16 protein-coding genes are annotated in these 19,707 nt (G+C 49.8%); 9 read left to right on the forward strand and 7 right to left on the reverse strand.

Features of this window, described 5'->3' with window-relative positions; translation table 11 throughout:
* Window positions 1-170: 170 nt before the first annotated feature.
* The 8 genes from lptB (at window position 171) to F0L74_RS04015 (ending at window position 11,278) form a co-directional block, all read left to right on the forward strand.
* Entirely contained in the window at window positions 171-935 is a 765-nt protein-coding gene (lptB, locus tag F0L74_RS03980) for an LPS export ABC transporter ATP-binding protein (RefSeq protein WP_149836526.1), read from the forward strand.
* Window positions 936-955: 20 nt separating this feature from the next.
* Complete coding sequence (locus tag F0L74_RS03985) at window positions 956-2,479, forward strand: GH3 auxin-responsive promoter family protein (protein ID WP_149836527.1); 1,524 nt, start codon at window positions 956-958, stop codon at window positions 2,477-2,479.
* Window positions 2,480-2,588: 109 nt separating this feature from the next.
* Entirely contained in the window at window positions 2,589-3,338 is a 750-nt protein-coding gene (fabG, locus tag F0L74_RS03990; RefSeq protein ID WP_149836528.1) for a 3-oxoacyl-[acyl-carrier-protein] reductase, read from the forward strand.
* Between the two features lie 218 nt (window positions 3,339-3,556).
* Window positions 3,557-4,102 (forward strand): RNA polymerase sigma-70 factor, encoded by a 546-nt coding sequence (locus tag F0L74_RS03995; RefSeq protein ID WP_149836529.1) that lies wholly within the window; start codon window positions 3,557-3,559, stop codon window positions 4,100-4,102.
* 116 nt (window positions 4,103-4,218) lie between these two features.
* On the forward strand, window positions 4,219-5,223 hold the full coding sequence (locus tag F0L74_RS04000) for a FecR family protein (protein ID WP_149836530.1): 1,005 nt from the start codon (window positions 4,219-4,221) through the stop codon (window positions 5,221-5,223).
* Between the two features lie 83 nt (window positions 5,224-5,306).
* Window positions 5,307-8,741, forward strand: coding sequence for a TonB-dependent receptor (locus tag F0L74_RS04005; RefSeq protein ID WP_149836531.1), 3,435 nt, complete (start codon window positions 5,307-5,309; stop codon window positions 8,739-8,741).
* Between the two features lie 21 nt (window positions 8,742-8,762).
* Window positions 8,763-10,364: a RagB/SusD family nutrient uptake outer membrane protein gene (locus F0L74_RS04010; protein ID WP_149836532.1), complete on the forward strand. Its 1,602-nt coding sequence runs from the start codon at window positions 8,763-8,765 to the stop codon at window positions 10,362-10,364.
* 26 nt (window positions 10,365-10,390) lie between these two features.
* Window positions 10,391-11,278, forward strand: a complete 888-nt coding sequence (locus tag F0L74_RS04015; protein WP_188315850.1) for a DUF5017 domain-containing protein — start codon at window positions 10,391-10,393, stop codon at window positions 11,276-11,278.
* Between the two features lie 57 nt (window positions 11,279-11,335).
* Here F0L74_RS04015 and F0L74_RS04020 read toward each other — a convergent pair whose 3' ends face one another.
* Window positions 11,336-12,220 (reverse strand): SMP-30/gluconolactonase/LRE family protein, encoded by an 885-nt coding sequence (locus F0L74_RS04020; RefSeq protein ID WP_149836534.1) that lies wholly within the window; start codon window positions 12,218-12,220, stop codon window positions 11,336-11,338.
* An 89-nt stretch (window positions 12,221-12,309) separates the two neighbouring features.
* Here F0L74_RS04020 and F0L74_RS04025 point away from each other — a divergent pair, with 89 nt between their 5' ends.
* Window positions 12,310-13,362 (forward strand): nucleoid-associated protein, encoded by a 1,053-nt coding sequence (locus F0L74_RS04025; RefSeq protein ID WP_149836535.1) that lies wholly within the window; start codon window positions 12,310-12,312, stop codon window positions 13,360-13,362.
* Window positions 13,363-13,436: 74 nt separating this feature from the next.
* On the opposite strand, the gene F0L74_RS04030 is transcribed toward F0L74_RS04025, so the two are convergent.
* The 6 genes from F0L74_RS04030 to radA all read right to left on the reverse strand — a co-directional run bounded on the left by F0L74_RS04030 (window position 13,437) and on the right by radA (window position 19,663).
* Entirely contained in the window at window positions 13,437-14,798 is a 1,362-nt protein-coding gene (locus tag F0L74_RS04030; RefSeq protein WP_246197615.1) for a PSP1 domain-containing protein, read from the reverse strand.
* 245 nt (window positions 14,799-15,043) lie between these two features.
* Window positions 15,044-16,183: a DNA polymerase III subunit gene (locus tag F0L74_RS04035; protein WP_149836537.1), complete on the reverse strand. Its 1,140-nt coding sequence runs from the start codon at window positions 16,181-16,183 to the stop codon at window positions 15,044-15,046.
* A 29-nt stretch (window positions 16,184-16,212) separates the two neighbouring features.
* Entirely contained in the window at window positions 16,213-16,749 is a 537-nt protein-coding gene (locus F0L74_RS04040; RefSeq protein ID WP_149836538.1) for a hypothetical protein, read from the reverse strand.
* A gap of 131 nt (window positions 16,750-16,880) precedes the next feature.
* A complete protein-coding gene (locus F0L74_RS04045; protein ID WP_149836539.1) occupies window positions 16,881-17,417 on the reverse strand; it encodes a glutathione peroxidase in 537 nt (178 codons plus the stop codon).
* A 104-nt stretch (window positions 17,418-17,521) separates the two neighbouring features.
* Complete coding sequence (locus F0L74_RS04050) at window positions 17,522-18,205, reverse strand: ComF family protein (RefSeq protein ID WP_213086882.1); 684 nt, start codon at window positions 18,203-18,205, stop codon at window positions 17,522-17,524.
* A gap of 90 nt (window positions 18,206-18,295) precedes the next feature.
* Window positions 18,296-19,663, reverse strand: a complete 1,368-nt coding sequence (radA, locus tag F0L74_RS04055) for a DNA repair protein RadA (protein WP_149836541.1) — start codon at window positions 19,661-19,663, stop codon at window positions 18,296-18,298.
* Between the last annotated feature and the right edge of the window lie 44 nt (window positions 19,664-19,707).

A 19,707-nucleotide genomic window follows, 5' to 3' on the forward strand; every position in this document is an offset into this window, starting at 1 on the left:
GGCAAAACGGCTGTGCGGCTGAATTTGCAGTAGTGCTAAAGCAATGGCTGCAGTTATTTCGCATTCCCGGGATCATGGGTGTATCCCTTGCCGGTGGCAGGCTTTATTTTTATGACGCGCAAAAATAATATAATCTTGGTTAAATGGTTATTTTTGCTAAGTTTGAACATATGGTATTAAAAATACATACGGATCAGTTAGTTAAGCGGTACCGCAACAGGACCGTGGTGAACCATGTGTCCGTAGAGGTGACACAGGGTGAGATAGTGGGGCTTCTGGGCCCCAATGGCGCGGGTAAGACGACCACTTTTTACATGGTGGTGGGCTTAATTAAACCGGACGAGGGAGAGGTATTCCTCAATGATCTTAATATCACCAAGCTTCCCATGTATAAAAGGGCGCAGATGGGTATAGGCTATCTGCCGCAGGAGGCTTCTGTATTCCGTAAGCTGAGCGTGGAGGATAATATAGCGGCGGTACTGGAGATGACGACCCTGAAAAAGGCGGAGCAGAAGGAAAAGCTGGAAAGCCTGCTGGGCGAGTTCCGGCTGACACATGTGCGTAAGAGCCCGGGGGATGTGCTGAGCGGCGGCGAGCGCCGGCGTACGGAAATAGCCAGGGCCCTGGCGGTGGACCCCAAATTCATTTTGCTGGATGAGCCTTTTGCAGGTATTGACCCCATTGCGGTGGAGGACATCCAGTCTATTGTAGCGCGGTTGAAGTATAAGAACATTGGTATCCTTATTACGGACCATAACGTACAGGAAACACTGTCTATCACGGACAGGGCTTATTTATTGTTTGAGGGGAAGATACTGAAGGCGGGAAGCGCGGAAGAACTGGCAGCGGACGAACAGGTGAGAAAAGTGTATCTTGGGCAAAATTTCATTCTACGCCGCAAGAACTACCTGGACGAAGCTGCAAAACAACAATAAATTAACTGTATTATCCTATTATGAGAATTTTAAGTCCTGCAATATCTCAATTAGCGCGTTTGCGTATGGGCCGCATAGAGTACTTTATGCAATACCCGTTACAGGTGCAGCAGCAGGTATTCCAAAGTTTGATCAGCGCCGCGCAGTATACGGAGTTTGGCAAACAGTACGGATTTTCCAGCATTTACAAGATAGACGAATTTAAGCAACGGGTACCGGTGCACAACTATGATTCCATTAAGCCGTATATACAGCGCGTAATGGAAGGGCAGCAGAATGTACTGTGGAATACGCCTATTAAATGGTTTGCAAAATCTAGCGGTACTACGGCGGATAAGAGCAAGTTCATACCGGTATCTGTAGAGAGCCTGGATGAATGCCATTACCGCTCCGGCCGCGATGTACTGTCTTTGTTCTATAATAATTTCCCGGACTCTGACCTGCTTACCGGCAAATCACTGGTGATAGGCGGCAGCCACCAGGTGAACAAACTATCACCGGACAGCGATTCCTATTACGGGGACCTGAGCGCTGTGATGCTGCAGAACATGCCTTTTTACGGCAACATGATCCGTACGCCTGAACTTTCCATAGCCCTGATGGACGAATGGGAAGAGAAGATAGAGCGTATGGCCAACGCCGTTATACATGAGAATGTAACTTCCATTGCCGGCGTACCTACCTGGACGCTGGTATTAATAAAACGCATCTTTGAGCTGACGGGCACTGATAACCTGGCGGATGTATGGCCCAACCTGGAGCTGTATATGCATGGCGGCGTAAGCTTTATGCCTTACCGCGAGCAGTTCAGAAAACTGATCCGCAAGCCGGATATGTATTACCAGGAAACCTACAATGCATCTGAGGGCTTTTTTGCGGCACAGGATATCATTGGCCAGGAAGGCCTGCTGCTGTTCCTGAACCATGGCATCTTCTATGAGTTTATGCCCATGGAGGAATATGGCAAGGAGAACCCCCGCACGCTGCAGCTGCAGGATGTGGAAATGGGCAAGAACTATGCGCTTATCATCAGCACCAATGGGGGCCTGTGGCGTTACCTGGTAGGGGATACCATCCAGTTTGTATCACTGGCGCCTTACCGCATAAAAGTAAGCGGCCGTACCAAGTCTTTCATTAATGCCTTTGGTGAGGAGCTGATAGTAGAAAATTCTGATAAGGCCATTGCGCATGCCTGCGAGGTGACCGGCGCTATTGTGAATGATTATACCGCAGCGCCTATTTATTTTAGCGATCAAGGCAACGGCGGACATGAATGGCTCGTAGAATTTGACGTGATGCCAAATGATATGACCCGGTTTACCACCGTGCTGGATGATACGTTAAAGTCCATTAACTCTGATTACGAGGCCAAACGCCATAAAGATATAGCCCTGCATATGCCGGTGGTGCATGTGATGCCTACCGGAACCTTTTGCGAGTGGTTAAAAAGCAAAGGTAAGCTGGGCGGGCAACACAAGGTACCGCGCCTGAATAACGAAAGGCATTACATAGAGGAGATACTGCAGTTCTCCAGGACCATGTAAGTGGCGACAACTGATATAAAGTACTGAGCCAGGCACTGCGTATTGTAGCAGCAGCAGGCCTGATCAACGGGATAATTCATTCTTAATTATTAATTGACAGACAGACAACATGAAATTACTGGAGAACAAAGTTGCTATTGTAACAGGCGCCAGCCGGGGAATTGGAGAAGCGATCGCAGAGAAATTTGCTGAGCAGGGCGCCCATGTAGCCTTTACATATGTAAGCTCCGATGAGAAGGCGAAAGCGCTGGAAGAAAAATTACAGGCTAAGGGTGTAAAAGCAAAGGCCTATAAATCCAACGCGGGTTCCTATAAAGATTGTGAAACACTGGTGAATGAGGTCTTGAAGGATTTTGGCGCGGTGGATATCTGCGTGAACAATGCAGGTATTTCAAAAGACAACCTGCTGCTGCGTATGAGCGAAGAGCAGTGGGATGATGTGATGGACATTAACCTGAAGAGCGTGTACAACATGACCAAACATGTAATACGCCCTATGATGAAGGCCAAGAACGGGGCTATCATCAACATGAGCTCCATCATTGGTATTAAAGGCAATGCGGGCCAGAGCAGCTATGCAGCTTCCAAGGCGGGTATCATTGGCTTTACCAAATCCATAGCGCAGGAGCTGGGCAGCCGCAATATCCGTTGCAATGCGGTAGCGCCAGGTTTTGTGGAAACAGATATGACGCATTACCTGAAAGATGGGGAAGGCGCCAAGAATTATATTGAACAGATACCGCTGGGCCGTTTTGGCACCCCGGAAGATATTGCCAATGTGTGCCTGTTCCTGGCATCTGATATGGGCAATTATCTGACCGGCCAGGTGATCAGCGCCTGCGGCGGATTGAATATATAAGTGTAGGCTGTTAGCTGGCGGTGCGGGGAGCCATCCACAGACCGCCAGCTACAGCTGACTAACTATACTACAGCAGGGGAGGCGGATAGCCCCGTACTTACCAGGAAGATTCCACGACAGGCAGCAGACGAAAACTGTACTTAACAGAAAGTTAATAGACCGGCAGGGGACAAAGCAAGGATCAGATAATAATTTTGCCCTCACTACTACGTGTGATAATGGCAGGTAACATCCCTATAGACGAGGTTTTTTTCACGGAGCTATTCCGGCAGTATGCTGCCCGGATATTCCATTACTTTAAGAAGTACGTGAAGCAGGACCATATAGCGGAAGATCTTATGCAGGAACTTTTCGCCAATATGTGGGCCAGGCGGGCCTTTATAAAAGAAGATAAGAACCCGGAAGCCTATCTGTTTGTAAGCGCCCGTAACCATTTATACAACCATCTGCAAAAGACCCTGAAAACCGGGCGGGTGATCACCCTGCAGGAAGTTAACCCGGAAACAACCTATAGCCAGGCCGAAGAGCCTATCTACTACAACGCCGCCTACCAGGAATACCGTACCGTACTGAATTTTATGAGCCCCCAGCGTAAAAAGGCCTTTGAGCTGAGCCGGGAATATGGCCTTTCTTACCGGGAGATAGCGGATACCATGGGAATTTCCATTAAAACGGTAGAGTCGCATATTGCCGCTGTGCTGCAGGTGCTGCGGCGGAAAATAGGGCATTTGCTGTTGCTGGCTTTTCTGTTGCTGATCCGATAGCCGGGTACTACGGTTAGCCCACAAGATAACTCCCCTTGTTGTTCATAATTCCTTAACATATAGGTATTCAGGGTAAAATGTCCGGGCTTTGTACTTGTTAGTATAAAGTTATCATTGTGGATATCCAATACTACCAGCACATTGCCCGTAAGGTACTTGACGGTACCGCCAGCCAGGAGGAAAAGGCGGAACTGGAGGCCTTTATAGCTGCGCACCCTCATGATCCCGCCCTTATACAGGCGCTTTTTCCGGTACAGGAACTGGAGCAGACGCCCGCACAGGCCTTACCGGAAGGTATGGAGGAGCGGGTATTATCCCAGATCCTGCGCCCGCGGCAACGGAGCGGCAGACTGCGTTTTATTACCCGGGCAGCCAGTGTGGCCGCTGCCGCCCTGGTATTGATCGTGGCGGGGTATTTACTGTTGCAGCGCCCGGGGCCTGTTATGAAGCCGGTCACGCCGGCCCCCACAGAATATGTAACGGTGACCACCCATGCGGGTGAACATAAACGGATCTTCCTGCCGGATAGTTCTGAAATTACCCTGAATGGCAATACGCGCCTGCGTTTTGCCCAGAATTTTGAGCCTGGTTCCAGGAACGTGTACCTGGAGGGCGAAGCTTTTTTTGATGTGGCCCCCGATAAACGCCCCTTTGTAGTACATGCCGCCGCTATTTCCACGACGGTGCTGGGCACCTCTTTTAACGTGCGGAGTTTTAAAGGCGAATCATTCTCGCAGGTAGCTGTAGCTACCGGTAAAGTAAAAGTGGCCGTTACGAATGCCACCGCACCGGCGATGGAGCTAACGCCGGGTGAGCTGGTCACTTACCGCCAGCAGGATAAAGGCTTGCGGAAAGCGCCGCTGGATATTGCCGCCATTGGCGGCTGGAAAGAGCACACCTTCTATTATGAGCAGACCCCATTACGGCAGATACTGGCCGACCTCGAGAGCGCATATGGACTGCAGTTTAACGTACAGGACACCAGCCTGCTGCATTGTACCTATACGGCCCGGTTCCAGCAACTGCCGGTCAATACTATCCTGCAAACACTTGGTAAGCTGGGGCAGGTACGCTTTACCGGCGAAACCCTTATTACCGTATCCGGAAAACCCTGTCAATAAAAAAAAAGATCGCCCTGTGACAGCAGAGCGATCCGTTCAAAAAAAACTCAATTCTTCTGAACAATTAAACCATTTTCAAAAGTATGCTTTTTGACAGAAAAGTATTCACGGACAGGCATAAACGAACCAGGCGCAGCCTGTTCCTATGCGCCCTGTTTTTCCTGGCGTGTTTACATACCTATGGCCAAAGCGCGAGTACCATCAAAGTATCCGTTAATGCCAGCAATGCGCCTTTAAAAGAGGTGCTTAAAAAACTGGAACAGCAAAGCGGGCTTACCATCAATTACCAGGATAATGTTGTAGATGCCGCCAAACCGGTAAGTATTGCGGTTAAAAACCAGCCACTGACAGCGGTGCTGAGCCAGTTACTGGACCCGCTGGGTATTACCTATAGCCAGCAGGGTAAGATGATACTGGTGGTGAAGCGGCAGGCGCCGCCCAAACCAGCCGTGGTGCTGACCATTAACGGGCAGGTAACGGACGCGGTATCCGGAGAGCCATTGATAGGCGTAGCCGTACGTGTAAAGGGCATGGACATTGGGGTTAATACCGATGAGAATGGCCAGTTCACTATTAAGCTGCCCCAGATGCCGGGCGCGCTGTTACAGTTCAGCTATATTGGTTATAAGCGGCAGGAGCTGCGGTTGAACAACCGCACGGGCCTGCAGATAAAGCTGGAGAAAGACACCAAGGGCCTGGATGAGGTAGTGGTGATAGGTTACGGTACCGTGAAGAAAAAAGACCTGACCGGCGCCGTAGGCTCTGTAAGTATGGAAAGCATGAACAAAGCGCCGGTAGCCTCTTTTGACCAGGCGCTGGCCGGCCGTGTAGCGGGCGTGATGGTATCTTCCCAGGAAGGGCAACCAGGATCGCCTATCAATATCATTATACGCGGTAACAACTCTATTACACAGGATAACTCGCCTTTGTATGTGATAGACGGTTTTCCGATAGAAGGGCCGGATAATAATATCCTGAACCCGGATGATATTGAGTCCATAGACATATTAAAAGACGCCTCTGCCTCTGCCATCTATGGCGCCCGGGGCGCCAACGGCGTGATCATCATCACCACCAAACGCGGTAAAGCAGGACAGCAGCCCCTGATCCGCTACACCGGCTCTTATGGCCTGCAACAAAACCTGAAGCAGATACCGGTACTGAGCCCTTATGATTTTGTAAAACTGGAGCAGGAGATAAAGGTGAGCGATCTGGATCAGACCTACCTGGCCAACGGCACTACACCCGAGGATTATAAGAACGCCGCCGCTTTTAACTGGCAGGATAAACTGTTTCATACCGCGCCCATGCAAAGCCATTCCCTTTCTATGAACGGGGGCAACGGCCAAACGCGTTATGCGGTTTCCGGACAGATCTTTGACCAGCAGGGCGTGATAATTAACTCCGGCTTTAAACGTTACCAGGGCAAAGCCAGCCTGGACCAGAAAGTAAATGACAAACTGAATGTGGGTATTAATGTGCTGTATACCAATACGCAAACGTATGGCACGCAACCTTCTGACCTGTCGCAATCCTCTATGAACAACCTGCTGTACAGCGCCTGGGGCTACCGGCCGGTAAGCCCGCTGAACCCCACGAAAGAAGTGGGCGGCGATTTTGAAGACGATCTGTATGACGATATGGTAAGCACCGGCACTGATTACCGGTTAAACCCCATATTACTGGCAGAGAATGAGTACCGCAAACGCACCAAGAATAACCTGATTGCCAACGGGTATGCAGAATACGCCATTCTAAAAGACCTGAAACTGCGCGTAAGCGGCGGTTTGAATAAAACCGTGCAGCGTAATGACGCGTTTAATAATTCCAAGACCCGCTCCGGTAACCCTAATACGGTGAATAAGGTGAATGGGTCCATTATCTATTACGAGACCAATAACTGGCTGAACGAAAATACCCTGACTTATGACAAGCAGCTCAGCAAGCAACACCACCTGACGGTGGTGGCAGGTATGACCTTGCAGGGGAATAAGTACAGCAACTATGGGATGTCTGCCAACCAGCTGCCCAATGAATCACTGGGATTAAATGGCCTGAGCCAGGGCGTAGCACAGCCGGTGATCTCTACCAACACGGAATGGTCTATGGCCTCTTTCCTGGGCCGCGCCAATTACAGCTTTAAGGACCGCTACCTGTTTACGGTATCTTACCGTGCAGATGGCTCTTCCAAATTCCGCTCCAGCAACCAGTGGAGCTATTTCCCCTCTGGCGCTATAGCCTGGCGCATTAGCAATGAGGCGTTCATGAAACGTTACTCCTTTATTTCTGATGCCAAAGCAAGGGTAAGTTGGGGTATTACCGGTAATAACCGTGTAAGCGAGTATGCCACTTTTGCGGCGCTGAGCTTCCCGGTTAGCGGTTATTACTCTTTTGGCAATACCCTGCAGCAAAGCGCTGTGCTGAGCACCCTGGCCAGCGAGGACCTGAAATGGGAAAATACCGCACAAACGGATGTAGGCCTGGACCTGGGCTTTTTTAAACAGCGGCTCACGTTTACCATGGACTATTATAAGAAGGTAACCTCTAACCTGCTGCTCTCTGCAGACCTGCCGCCTTCTACCGGTTATGGCAAGGCATTCAAGAATGTGGGTAAGACCAGCAATGAAGGCTTTGAGTTCTCTATGAGCGCCACGCCGGTAAGCACCAAGGTATTTAGCTGGACCAGCAGCTTTAACATCTCGTTTAACCGGAGCAAGGTGCTGGCGCTGACGCAGAACCAGGAGACCTTACTTTCTGTGTTTAACTGGGACTCTTTCTACAAAGACCCGCTATACATGGCTAAGATCGGGCAGCCCCTGGGGCAGTTTTATGGCTATATAGCAGATGGGGTTTACCAGTACAATGATTTTGTAAAACAGGGGAATGGAACCTGGCTGCTGAAAGACAATGTGCCCGCCAACGGCACTGCCCGTAACACCATACAACCCGGCGATATCAAATACCGCGACCTGAACGGAGATGGGGATGTAAATGCGGATGACCGCACGGTGATTGGTCATGGCCTGCCCAAACATATAGGCGGTTTTAACAACAATATCAGCTACCGCAATTTTGACCTGAATATCTTTTTCCAATGGTCTTATGGTAATGACATCTTTAACGCCAACCGGCTGAATTTTGAAAGCGGCAACAAAGTATACCTGAACCAGTATGCCAGTTTTGCCAACCGCTGGACGCCTGATCATACCAATACGGATATACCCCGTGCCGGCGGCCAGCAGGGCTACCGTTACTCTACCAGGGTATTGGAAGACGGCTCTTACCTGCGTTTGAAAACGGTGCAGCTGGGTTATAACCTGCCATCTGAGCTGTTAAGAAGGGTAAAGATCAAGAGCTGCCGTTTTTATATTTCCGCACAGAACCTGATCACCTGGACAAAATATACCGGCGCTGATCCGGAGGTAGCTATTGGCTACTCCGCCTTAACGCCCGGATTTGACTATTCCGCTTACCCGCGCGCCAGGACTACCACCCTGGGTGTAAACCTGGCTTTCTAAATGTTTAAAACTATCAGACGGATGAAAAAGATCATTCTTATCAGTTGTATGACGGGTGTGCTGGCAATGGCCGGTTGCAAAAAGTTCCTGGAGAAGGAGCCGCTTAGCACCCTGTCGCCGGTGAATTATTACAATAACGAATCTGAAGTGAACGCCGCTTTATCCGGCGTATATAATATACTGGCGCTGGAAACCATGTGGGGCGGCCAGCTACCCATACGCCACAATGCGACCACAGATGAATCGTGGTTTTCCTATACCAGTTTTCCTACCGGGCCTTTCTGGTATAACTACGACCCCTCTGACCCGTATGTGACCAACCTGTGGACGAACCTGTATGTTGGTATTGAAAGAGCCAATACTTTACTGGCCAACCTGGACGGCGTAGATATGGATGCCGCCAAAAAGGCCAGCGTAAGGGGTGAAACGCTTTTCCTGCGTGCTTTCTATTATTTTACCCTGGTGCAATACTATGGAGATGTACCGTTGAAGCTGACGCCATCTACCTCTGTAAACAAGGTGGATATTCCCCGTACCGCCTCCAAGGATATATATGCGCAGATACTGCAAGATATGACAGCGGCTGAGGGCCTGGTGCAAAAGCCGCAGGACATAGGTTATTCTGAACGGATCTCTACCGCTACCGTACAGGGTATACTGGCCAGGGTATGCCTGACCATGGCCGGCGAGCCGCTGCGCGACGTATCCAAATACCAGGATGCGCGCAACTGGGCCATGAAGCTATACCAATCCGGCTTTAATGAATTGAACAAGGATTATGCGCAGGTATTCATTAATGAATGCCAGAACTTGTATGATCTGAAGGAATGTATCTGGGAAACCGGTAACTGGGGCAATAACAATGATGCCAACCGTATTGGCAGCCGTTTAGGAAATGAGAACGGCGTAAAATGTACGCCGGCCGTTGCGGACCAGGGTACTATCGGTTATGCCTATGGTTTTATCAGCGCCACGTATAAACTGTTCAAATTATACGAGCATGCAGATGCGGACAGCAGTCATATAGACCGGCGGCGGGATTGGGCGGTGAGCCCTTATACGCTGAGCGCCAAAGGGGTGAAAACGGCCATTAAACCCACTACCTACTATATCCGTAATTGCGCCAAGTGGCGGCGGGAGTATGAGCTGGACCGGCCTATGAATAAAAACTATACGCCTATACGTTTTCCGATGCTGCGTTATGCAGATGTGCTGCTGATGCTGGCAGAGGCGGATAATGAAGTAAATAACGGCCCCACTGCGGTTGCCTATGACGCCATTAACCAGGTGCGCAGAAGGGGATATGGCACAGACCCGCATAGCGCCAACCCGGTCGCTGATCTGACAGGGCTGAGCAAAGCCAGCTTTCTGCAGGCCATACAGGATGAGCGGGCACGTGAGCTGTGTTTTGAGGGGCTGCGCAAGCCGGACCTGATACGCTGGGGTATTTTCCTGACCACCATGCAGGACGCCGCCGCTGAGATAAGGACCCAGGCCACGGCCACTTACCAGTATGCCGCAGATGCTGCCAGCCGGGTAAGTGCGCGCCACCTGCTGTATCCCATACCCACGGGAGAAATGTCGCTGAATAAGGCCATCACCCAAAACAACCCGGGATGGTAAGCATTCATTTTAAACAAGCAATTCTTATGCAAAGGATATCAGTTTTTAGCTTTCTGCTTATGCTGCTGGCGGCTTGTACCCGTACATCCGTTACGCCGCCGGATTTTACCGTTACGTTACAGCATACCAGCCTACGGGCTGGGGATACCGCGGTATTTGTGTTAAACGGCAACCCGGATATCATTAGTTTTTATGCCGGCGATAGCACGCATGAATATCAGTACCGCAACCGGTTTACGGCAGACGGCACGCCGCAGCTGCAGTTTACCAGCACTATGCAAACCGGATCGCAGGACAGTACGCTGCACGTGCTGATCTCTACAGATTTTGCCGCGCAGTATGACTCCGCAGGGATCTACCAGGCGCACTGGACGGATATTACCGGTCAGACCATCCTATCCGCCGGCGGCAGTAAAACACCTTCCGGTATTATCAACCTGGGTGATTTTGTGAATGGCGGGGAGCCGGTGTACCTGGCCTTTAAGTATGAAGGTTTCCAGGATGCTTCCGCACAGCGTACGTGGACCATCCCCACCCTTGGCATCATTAACCAGCTGAAGGAAGGCACGCAGATGCCGGTAGCCGCTACCCTGGCAGACGCCGGATTTACCGCCGTGGATATGAAAGGCACGGGCGTTAAATGGAGCATTAGCAGCACGCAGCTGCAGATAAAAGGGGGCGCGGCTAACAGTGACGCTACGGAGAACTGGGTAGTATCCAAGCCATTAACGCTGAACAGGGCGGTGCCGGATAAGGGATTGCCGGTGAAGAATATATCCGCCAACAGGGTGCGCACTTATTCCTATATCTATAAAACAGCGGGCACATTCACCGCTACATTTGACGTATCGAACACCACTGTGTATGACAGCAAGGGCGGTACTAAAGAAGTGAAGGTTACTGTGAATCCGTGATGCAAAAAAAGCCGGCAGCTGATGATGGCTGCCGGCTTTAATTATTTTATCGGCTATTTATTTTCCTGCTACCGGCACCCGGAACATTTCTACACATTTCCTATCCTGCAGGGTTACGTATACTGTTTTCTTGTCCTTACCGCCAAATACCAGGTTACTGCATTGTTTGCCTTTTAAAGGCACCTCGCGCTGCAGCTTACCATCCGGAGAAAGGATAGCGATAACGCCTTTACCCCAGCGGGCTGCATAGAGGTTACCGGCTTTATCGCATTTCATGCCATCAAAACCAAAATCCGGGAACTGGGCAAACAGCCGTTTGTTGTGCACATTACCGGCATCGTCCACATCGTATTTCCAGATCTTGCGCTGTACGCTTTCGTTTATATAGAGGGTTTTTTCATCCGGGCTAAGCGCGATACCGTTGATGGTGCCCATATCCTTTTCCAGCAATACGGGTTTGCCGCCTTTATCAATACGCCAGAGCTGGCCGGTTTGCGCTTTCCAGTTGGGGTCTGATGCAAACAGCTGGTCTTTGCGGTTAATGCAAAGATCATTGGGTTGACTGAACTGTGCGGAGTGCATGTATACGCTTACTTTTTTAGTGCGCATATTTACTTCCAGCACATTATGGCCTATGAAATCCGGCAGGTACATATTGCCCTGGCTGTTAAACACTACGCTGTTGGCTACGCTGCTATCCGGCAGGGTAATGAATACCTGGCCGCTGCCATCTTTGGTATTGATCTTACCAATGGTGCCATCTTTCTGAAAGTTGACCACATACAGGTTACCCTCCTTATCAAAATTGGGCCCTTCGATGTTCTGGGAGAACATGTTCTCTGCTGTAAGGTCCTGCGCCTGGTATAATGCCGCTTCTTTTTGCTGCGCGCTAACTGTGCCGCCCAGGAGGACAGCCGCCATCAAGCCTGTGAGTTTCTGCATATCTGTATTGGATTATGGCGAATCTATAGCATTTTAGCTGCGGATACAATAATATTTATACGGGTGGCTTTTTTACTATTTTCGCATCTATGATCCATGTTTCAGCATTCCAGGATTTAACGCACCTGGCTATCCATAAAGTAGGCAATTCTTCGCAGGATGAACCGTTGATCCTTTCGCAGGCGCCCCTGCCCCTGGAGGATGAGACCATTGGCCAATTATTGCTGAATTATTTTATACAGCCGTTCACCAACAGCGCGGAGTATTTCCGGTTTTTCCACGAAGCGGACCTGCAGCTGAATGAGATATTCCAGTACTGCAAACGGATATTTGCGGACCAGGACAGTTTTTATGAGCAAACCGTGAACATTGCCAAACACTTATATAAACATTCCACCCACCCCAAGATAAAGGGCGGGGAGCTATATATCACCTATTTTGCCAAGTGTTTAACGGATGGGGAAGAAGCGCCGGCTATTGGCATCTTCAAATCTGAGAACCGGGATACTTATCTGAAGGTATTCCTATCCAACGATAACTACCAGCTGAACTACGAAGATGGTATCAACATAAACAAACTGGATAAAGGCTGCCTGATATTTAATATTGAAGAAGGAGAGGGGTATAAGGTAAGCGTGGTGGACAGCATCAGCAAACAGAATGAGGCGGTGTACTGGAAAGACGCTTTCCTGCAGGTGCAGCGCCGGGAAGACAGCTATCACCAGACGGAGACGGTGGTGAATATGTGCAAACTGTTCATACAGGAAAAGCTGCCTTCTGAATATGAAATGACCCGGGTAGACCAGGTGGATCTGCTGAATAAATCTGCTGCTTATTTTAAGGAGAAGGAGCAGTTCCAGGTAGAGGAGTTTGCCAATGAGGTGCTGGGGCATCCGGATGCTATAGAATCCTTTAAGGAGTACAAGCAACATTTTGAACAGGAATACCGGCAGCAGGTACCGGATGAATTTGATATCTCTGCGCCGGCATTTAAGAAACAGCAGAAAGTATTTAAGAGCGTGCTAAAGCTGGACCGGAACTTCCATGTATATATACATGGCGATCGCGAGATGATAGAGCGGGGGTATGATGAGGCTACGAATATGCATTATTATAAGCTGCTGTTTGAGAATGAGAGTTAGGAGCGTTCTGATATGCCGCGAAAAGAAAAGGGCTGACCAAAATATGATGGTCAGCCCTTTTTATGTGAATAGTATTATTTCTTTGTTTTATGCCTGGGCGGGCGGGGTTTCTGATCTCCCCTTGGTTCGCGTGGTTCCCTGGGCTCTCTTGGTTCCCGGTTGCCTTCTTTTGGTTCGCGGGGCGGTCTTTGCTCCTGGCGATCTGGGCGCGGGCCTTGTTTTTGTTCCGGCCGGTTGTGTTGTTGCTTTGGCTGCTGCTCCCGTTGCTGTTTCTGCTCCGGTTTCTGGTGCTGCTTCTGCTGTTCCTGCCGGTCGCCGCCGCCTTTTTTAGCCTGCTGCTGTTGTTGCTGTTGCTGCGGCTGTTTCTGGCCTTGTGCCTGCTGGCCCTGTTGGCCTTGCTGGCCTTGTTTCTGGTGGTGCTGCTGTTTCTGTTTTTCCTTATCCTTTTGCTTACGCTTATGGGAGGTTTTTTCCAGGGAGCGCAGGCTGATCTGGCCTACCACATCTGCAAAGCCAAGGTCTGTTTCTTTGGGTTTGGCCACCACTACTTCCACTGCCTTCAGCTCTTCCGGTTTAATACCCTGCTTGTTAAGCTGGCGTATTTCCTTTACACGGCTGATGGTGAGCGGATATTGTTTGTTACTGGTATCGTAACTATACCACATGAGGTTTTTGAAGATATCCCTTTTCTGAAGGGAAGCAACGCCTCCGGCGGTTTCAATAATATCTGCGTCTTCGGGGAAATCCTTGAGCGCATCCAGGTAAGTATCCAGCTCGTAGTTGAGGCAGCATTTGAGGCGGCCGCATTGTCCGGATAATTTTGCCTGGTTGATAGAGAGGTTCTGATAACGGGCAGCAGTGGTATTTACGCTTTTGAAGTCAGACAGCCAGGTAGAGCAGCAGAGCTCACGGCCGCAGCTGCCAATACCGCCTACTTTGCCGGCTTCCTGGCGGGCGCCTATCTGGCGCATTTCCACCTTTACACGGAATTCCGACGCATAGATCTTGATGAGCTCCCGGAAATCGACCCGGTCATCTGCAGTATAGAAGAAGGTAGCTTTACGGCCATCGGCCTGTATCTCTACTTCGGTCAGCTTCATTTCGAGCCCTATGTTACGGGCGAGGGCCCGGGCTTTTATGAGTGCTTCCTTTTCGCGGGCTTTGTTATCGTTCATCCGGTTCAGATCGTCGGCCGTGGGGCGGCGCAAAACTTTCTTTACTTCGGGGGTATCTTCTGCCCGTCTTTTCTTCATTTGCAGCTTTACTAACTCTCCGGTGAGGCTTACGGTGCCTATATCAAAACCGCTGATGCCTTCCACGGTTACCATTTCGCCTTTTTCAAAGAGCTGTTTGGTAACATTCCGGAAAAAATCTTTACGACTACCGTTATTAAAGCTAACTTCTATAATATCAAATGGTGCTAAGCTGTCACCCAAGGGAATATTGGCCAGCCAATCAAATACATTAAGCCTGTTACATCCTCCGCTACTGCATCCTCCGTTGCTTTTGCATCCTGCTGGCTTCCCATCTGCACCCGTACCACATCCGGCACAAGCCATATTGTTCAGTTTAAGTTTAGTTTTAGTATAAATATCCAGTCCAGTCTTTCTGACCCTGTCCCATCAAATTACATATAATTTTTGATAGTATACAAATGACAGAAGTGACAAAGGTAACCAATTTATACTACCGGCAGCGGCTTATTGCGGAAAATGTACTGCATACGGATAGAGAGGGCGTGAAAGAGGAGTTTGGCGTTGGCGTTGCGCTCTATATAATAACAGGCGTTATCGAGCAGCTCCATGATCTGTTCCATTTGCCGGAGGTTGATGAGTTTATTAAGTTTGGCGGCAAAGTCCATTTCCTCTTCGGAAAAGGCGAGTAACTGCTTATCTATGAACTGCATACGGAGGCTATGCTCCAGCAGGTTAATGAAATAGCGGAGGAACTGTTTCTGGTTTTCTCGCCCCATTTTGGTGCTGGCTATCTGCTCTATCCATTCCTGGAGGGCGGCGCGGTTGCCGGTAAAGATGCCATTGAGCCAGTTACGGAGCAGCTCATGATAGTCTGCCTCCGCATTCTGGAGCAGGTACATGGCCTCCCGGTAGTTGCCCATGGCAATGGTGGCTACCTGCCGGGCTTTGGCTGGTTCTGCCTTAGCCCGTTCTACGAGGGCGTTTACCAGCACATCTTTAGGTAAGGGGTTTATTTTTACCAGGTGGGTGCGGGAGAGGATGGTGGCCAGGATCTGCTCCTGGTTCTCTGCCACGAGGATAAAGAGGGTATTATCCGGCGGCTCCTCGATGAGCTTAAGCAGGCGGTTACCTTCGTTGCCCAGGTATTCCGGCATCCACATAAGCAGGATCTTATACTGGCTTTCAAAGCTTTTGAGGCTTAGTTTGCGGATAATATCATGACATTCGTTAGCGGTGATATTACCCTGTTTATTTTCTGCCCCAATGAACTGCAGCCAGTCGTACGCATTGCCATAGGGATGCGTGCCGATGAACTCCCGCCACTCTGCCGCATAATCTGTGCTGATAGGTTTATCTCCCGGCTTGCGGGGAATAACGGGGTAAGAAAAATGTATATCCGGGTGGATATACTGTTTTGCTTTTATACAGGAGGGGCATTTGCCGCAGGCGTCCTTTTCCTGTTTATCCTCGCATACCAGGTATTGGGCAAAAGCGAGGCCCAGGGGCAGGCCACCCGCGCCTTCCGGCGCCAGCAGGATCATAGCATGGCTAAGCCGGTTTTGCTGAACGGCCTGCACCAGTTGCTCCTGGATATACTCCTGCCCTATGACATTTGAGAAAAACATGATCGATATGCGGAGTGCAAATATCTGAATTATTTCAGGGAAACAAAGCAAACACCGGTAAAACTACCTTCGCCCACGAGTGTATGGCCATTGCTTTCGAAATAATAGCGGCCGCTCATGGTTTGGTTACGGATGTTCCATTCAGTGATGGTGATGCTGGAACTGTCCGTATCTGCAAACTGGAAATTGTCGCCTGCTTTTATGCCGGCTACTACCAGGCCGCTGGTGATACCGGTAGCCTGTTTGGAATAGGTGTATGTTCTTACAGGCATGGAATCATCCCAAAGGGTATTATCAGGATAAAGCCCGGTTTTAAGGTTGAAGATGATCTTTACGGAATCTGCGGCGGTTTCCAGGGTAATGTATTTAATACCCCCGGTATCAGAAGGTGTACGGAAGAACGTATTGTTGCTCACCTGCAGGGAATGATGGGTACTATCCTGGAGAGAGAGCTGCATGGTATAACCATTACAGCTAAAAGACGGGGTATTGTAGTCGCTTTTACATGCGCAAAAAACTCCCCAAATCAATGCTACTTTTACAAAAGGCAGCAGGTTATTGAACATATATATACAGGTTGAAAATGTAAAACAGCGGGTTACTACACACCTGTCCTGATCATTTAAGACAAGTGTGTAGTAAAGTTACTGTTACTATAAGCTGGCAATAGTTATGAGAGGGAGAGCGGGTGTTCACATCAGTTATAATGCTTCTCGATAGCGGCGATCACTTCGTCAGAAAACGGCTGTGTTTTAGGAGCAAATACAGCAACGAGGTTACCTTTTTCATCTACCAGGTATTTCTGGAAGTTCCAGGTAACTTCTTCCGGCTGGAAGTTTTTGGCTTTGCTTTCTGCCAGCAGCCATTTGTATAACGGATGGATATCGTCTCCTTTCACAGAGATCTTGGCAGCCATAGGGAAGGTAACTGCATATTTTTTTGTGCAGAATTCCTGGATCTCTTTATTGGTGCCTGGTTCCTGTGCATGGAAATTATTGGCGGGGAAGCCAATGATCACCAGTTTACCCTTGTATTTCTCATATAGTTTTTCGAGGTCGGCATACTGGGGGGTATTACCACATTGGGATGCGGTGTTTACGATCAGTATTTTCTTACCCTTATAGTCGGCAAGATTGATCTTTCCGCCGTCAATGGCATCTACCTTAAAATTGTACACCGAACCGGGGGCTGTTGTCATGAACAGTAACATAGAAATGAGCAGTGTCTTGAACATAACTGAGTGTTTTTTAGTGCAAAGTAATCAGCTTTTTAGCTGTGGTGTAAAGTTAGCTATCCTCTAATAAAATAAGCAATTAATTATGCCGGCGGCAGGCGGGCTCAATCAGAGGTAAAGGCCAGGGAACATATGCTTACGGAGGCGCCGGCAGCTAACAGGGCGTGGCTGCAGGCCTCTGTAGTAGCGCCGGTGGTGATCACGTCATCAACCAACAGCAGATGGCGGTTGTACAGGGTGGCGGCATCTTTTACCGTAAATGCGTCTGACACGTTCTCCCAGCGGGAGCTGCGGCCGCGGCGGGTCTGGGAGCCCGCGCGATGTTCCCTGTGCAGCACCTGGTCAAACACCGGCTTTTGCACAACGGCGGCAATGCCTGCAGCCAGCAGGGCCGCCTGGTTATAACCGCGGTGCTGTTCTTTAACTGTATTAAGCGGTACCGGTACGATACCTTCTATTTCGTGTAGCCATCCGCTTTCCAGCAGCATATGGCCCAGCCGGCGGCCCAGGTACAGGGCAATATCTTTACGGCGGCGGTATTTGAACCGGTGTATAAGTTGCTGGAGCATAGAGGTCTGTGTATAGTAATAACCGGCCATAGCATTACGTATGCCCACCCGGCCGGAGAACGCCCGCTCCACTGGATTATTGACATACCGCTGGAACCCGGTAACGGGCAGCCGGCGTACACAGCGCATACAGAGAATGTTTTCCCTGCGGGCAAGGTCCCGTTGGCAACCTTCGCAGAGATGCGGAAAAAAGAGCTGGACCAGGGATGTAAATAACATGGACAAAGGTTGGTTGAGCGCGAAAGTATGGGAATAGCTATCATTCCCGCGTTAATCACTTGTAACTAACCTTTGGTGAGCAGCTAATTTTTAAAATAGTTGCCGGTATACTTCGTCCACCCGGCCTACGGGCACTACTTCGATATTGAATTTTGTGGTTTGTCCGCCTTTGTTGTAACGGGAGATGAAGATCTTATCAAAGCCCAGTTTTTCCGCTTCCGCAATACGCTGTTCGATACGGTTTACCGCGCGGATCTCTCCGCTAAGCCCTACTTCGCCGGCAAAGCAGATCTTGCCGGTGATGGCTATATCTTCATAAGAAGAAAGCAGGGCGCATAACACGGCCAGGTCAATAGACGGATCTTCTACGCGTATGCCGCCGGCGAGGTTAAGGAATACATCCTTTACGCCAAAATGAAAGCCGCCGCGTTTTTCCAGTACGGCCAGCAGCAGCTGCAGCCTGCGCAGATCAAAACCGGTGGCGGTACGTTGCGGCGTGCCGTATACGGATTGGGTAACAAGCGCCTGCACTTCTACCAGCATGGGGCGCATGCCTTCCATAGTAGAGGCAATGGCCACGCCGCTTAACTCATCTTCGCGCTGCGAGATAAGGATCTCTGAGGGATTGGTTACCTGGCGCAGGCCCTGGCCTGTCATTTCGTAAATGCCAAGTTCTGCGGTTGAGCCGAACCTGTTCTTTATAGTACGGAGGATGCGGTAGGAGTAGTGTTGGTCCCCTTCGAACTGCAGCACGGTATCCACCATATGTTCCAGGATCTTTGGGCCGGCAATGGCGCCATCTTTTGTGATGTGGCCAATGAGGAACACCGGGGTATGGGTTTCTTTAGCAAAGCGCTGCATTTCTGCAGCTGTTTCCCGGATCTGCGATACGCTGCCGGGGGCTGCTTCTATGAAGGGGGATTGCAGTGTTTGAATAGAGTCTATGACCACCAGCTGCGGCCTTAGTTTTTTTATCTCCTGGAAGATGGTTTGGGTAGATGTTTCTGTGAGCAGGAAGAACTGATCGTTTTTGATCTTTAACCTGTCTGCCCGCATTTTGATCTGTTGCGCGCTTTCTTCGCCGCTGATATACAGCGTGGTGATATGCGGCAGTTGTAAAGCGTTCTGGAGGAAGAGGGTAGACTTACCTATGCCTGGCTCACCGCCTACGAGCACGAGGGAACCGGCTACGATACCACCGCCCAGTACGCGGTTAAGCTCCCCATCTGCGGTGACCAGGCGTTCTTCTTCCGCGCCGCTTACTTCTGCCAGGTTAATGATGTTATCTGAAGGGCCAAGCTCCTGTTGTTTCCAGTTATTGTTACGTAAGGGAATATCTTTCTGGATCTTTTCTTCTACAAAGGTGTTCCATTGTCCGCAACTTGGACATCTGCCGTTCCATTTAGCAGATTCATATCCGCATTGTTGACAAAAGAAGGCGGTTTTAATCTTACTCATTGTCCAAAAGTATGAAATAGGAAGTTAGATAAGGCAGTTGAAAG

The organism is Chitinophaga agrisoli (assembly GCF_008386695.1).
In the GTDB taxonomy this organism is placed as follows: domain Bacteria; phylum Bacteroidota; class Bacteroidia; order Chitinophagales; family Chitinophagaceae; genus Chitinophaga; species Chitinophaga agrisoli.

What these genes read in the sequence shown, in the direction of transcription:
- lptB (WP_149836526.1), top strand. Translation starts at nt 171, where the DNA reads ATGGTATTAAAAATACATACGGATCAGTTAGTTAAGCGGTACCGCAAC.
- F0L74_RS03985 (WP_149836527.1), top strand. Translation starts at nt 956, where the DNA reads ATGAGAATTTTAAGTCCTGCAATATCTCAATTAGCGCGTTTGCGTATG.
- fabG (WP_149836528.1), top strand. Translation starts at nt 2,589, where the DNA reads ATGAAATTACTGGAGAACAAAGTTGCTATTGTAACAGGCGCCAGCCGG.
- F0L74_RS03995 (WP_149836529.1), top strand. Translation starts at nt 3,557, where the DNA reads ATGGCAGGTAACATCCCTATAGACGAGGTTTTTTTCACGGAGCTATTC.
- F0L74_RS04005 (WP_149836531.1), top strand. Translation starts at nt 5,307, where the DNA reads ATGCTTTTTGACAGAAAAGTATTCACGGACAGGCATAAACGAACCAGG.
- F0L74_RS04010 (WP_149836532.1), top strand. Translation starts at nt 8,763, where the DNA reads ATGAAAAAGATCATTCTTATCAGTTGTATGACGGGTGTGCTGGCAATG.
- F0L74_RS04015 (WP_188315850.1), top strand. Translation starts at nt 10,391, where the DNA reads ATGCAAAGGATATCAGTTTTTAGCTTTCTGCTTATGCTGCTGGCGGCT.
- F0L74_RS04020 (WP_149836534.1), bottom strand. Translation starts at nt 12,220, where the DNA reads ATGCAGAAACTCACAGGCTTGATGGCGGCTGTCCTCCTGGGCGGCACA.
- F0L74_RS04025 (WP_149836535.1), top strand. Translation starts at nt 12,310, where the DNA reads ATGATCCATGTTTCAGCATTCCAGGATTTAACGCACCTGGCTATCCAT.
- F0L74_RS04035 (WP_149836537.1), bottom strand. Translation starts at nt 16,183, where the DNA reads ATGTTTTTCTCAAATGTCATAGGGCAGGAGTATATCCAGGAGCAACTG.
- F0L74_RS04040 (WP_149836538.1), bottom strand. Translation starts at nt 16,749, where the DNA reads ATGTTCAATAACCTGCTGCCTTTTGTAAAAGTAGCATTGATTTGGGGA.
- F0L74_RS04045 (WP_149836539.1), bottom strand. Translation starts at nt 17,417, where the DNA reads ATGTTCAAGACACTGCTCATTTCTATGTTACTGTTCATGACAACAGCC.
- F0L74_RS04050 (WP_213086882.1), bottom strand. Translation starts at nt 18,205, where the DNA reads ATGTTATTTACATCCCTGGTCCAGCTCTTTTTTCCGCATCTCTGCGAA.
- radA (WP_149836541.1), bottom strand. Translation starts at nt 19,663, where the DNA reads ATGAGTAAGATTAAAACCGCCTTCTTTTGTCAACAATGCGGATATGAA.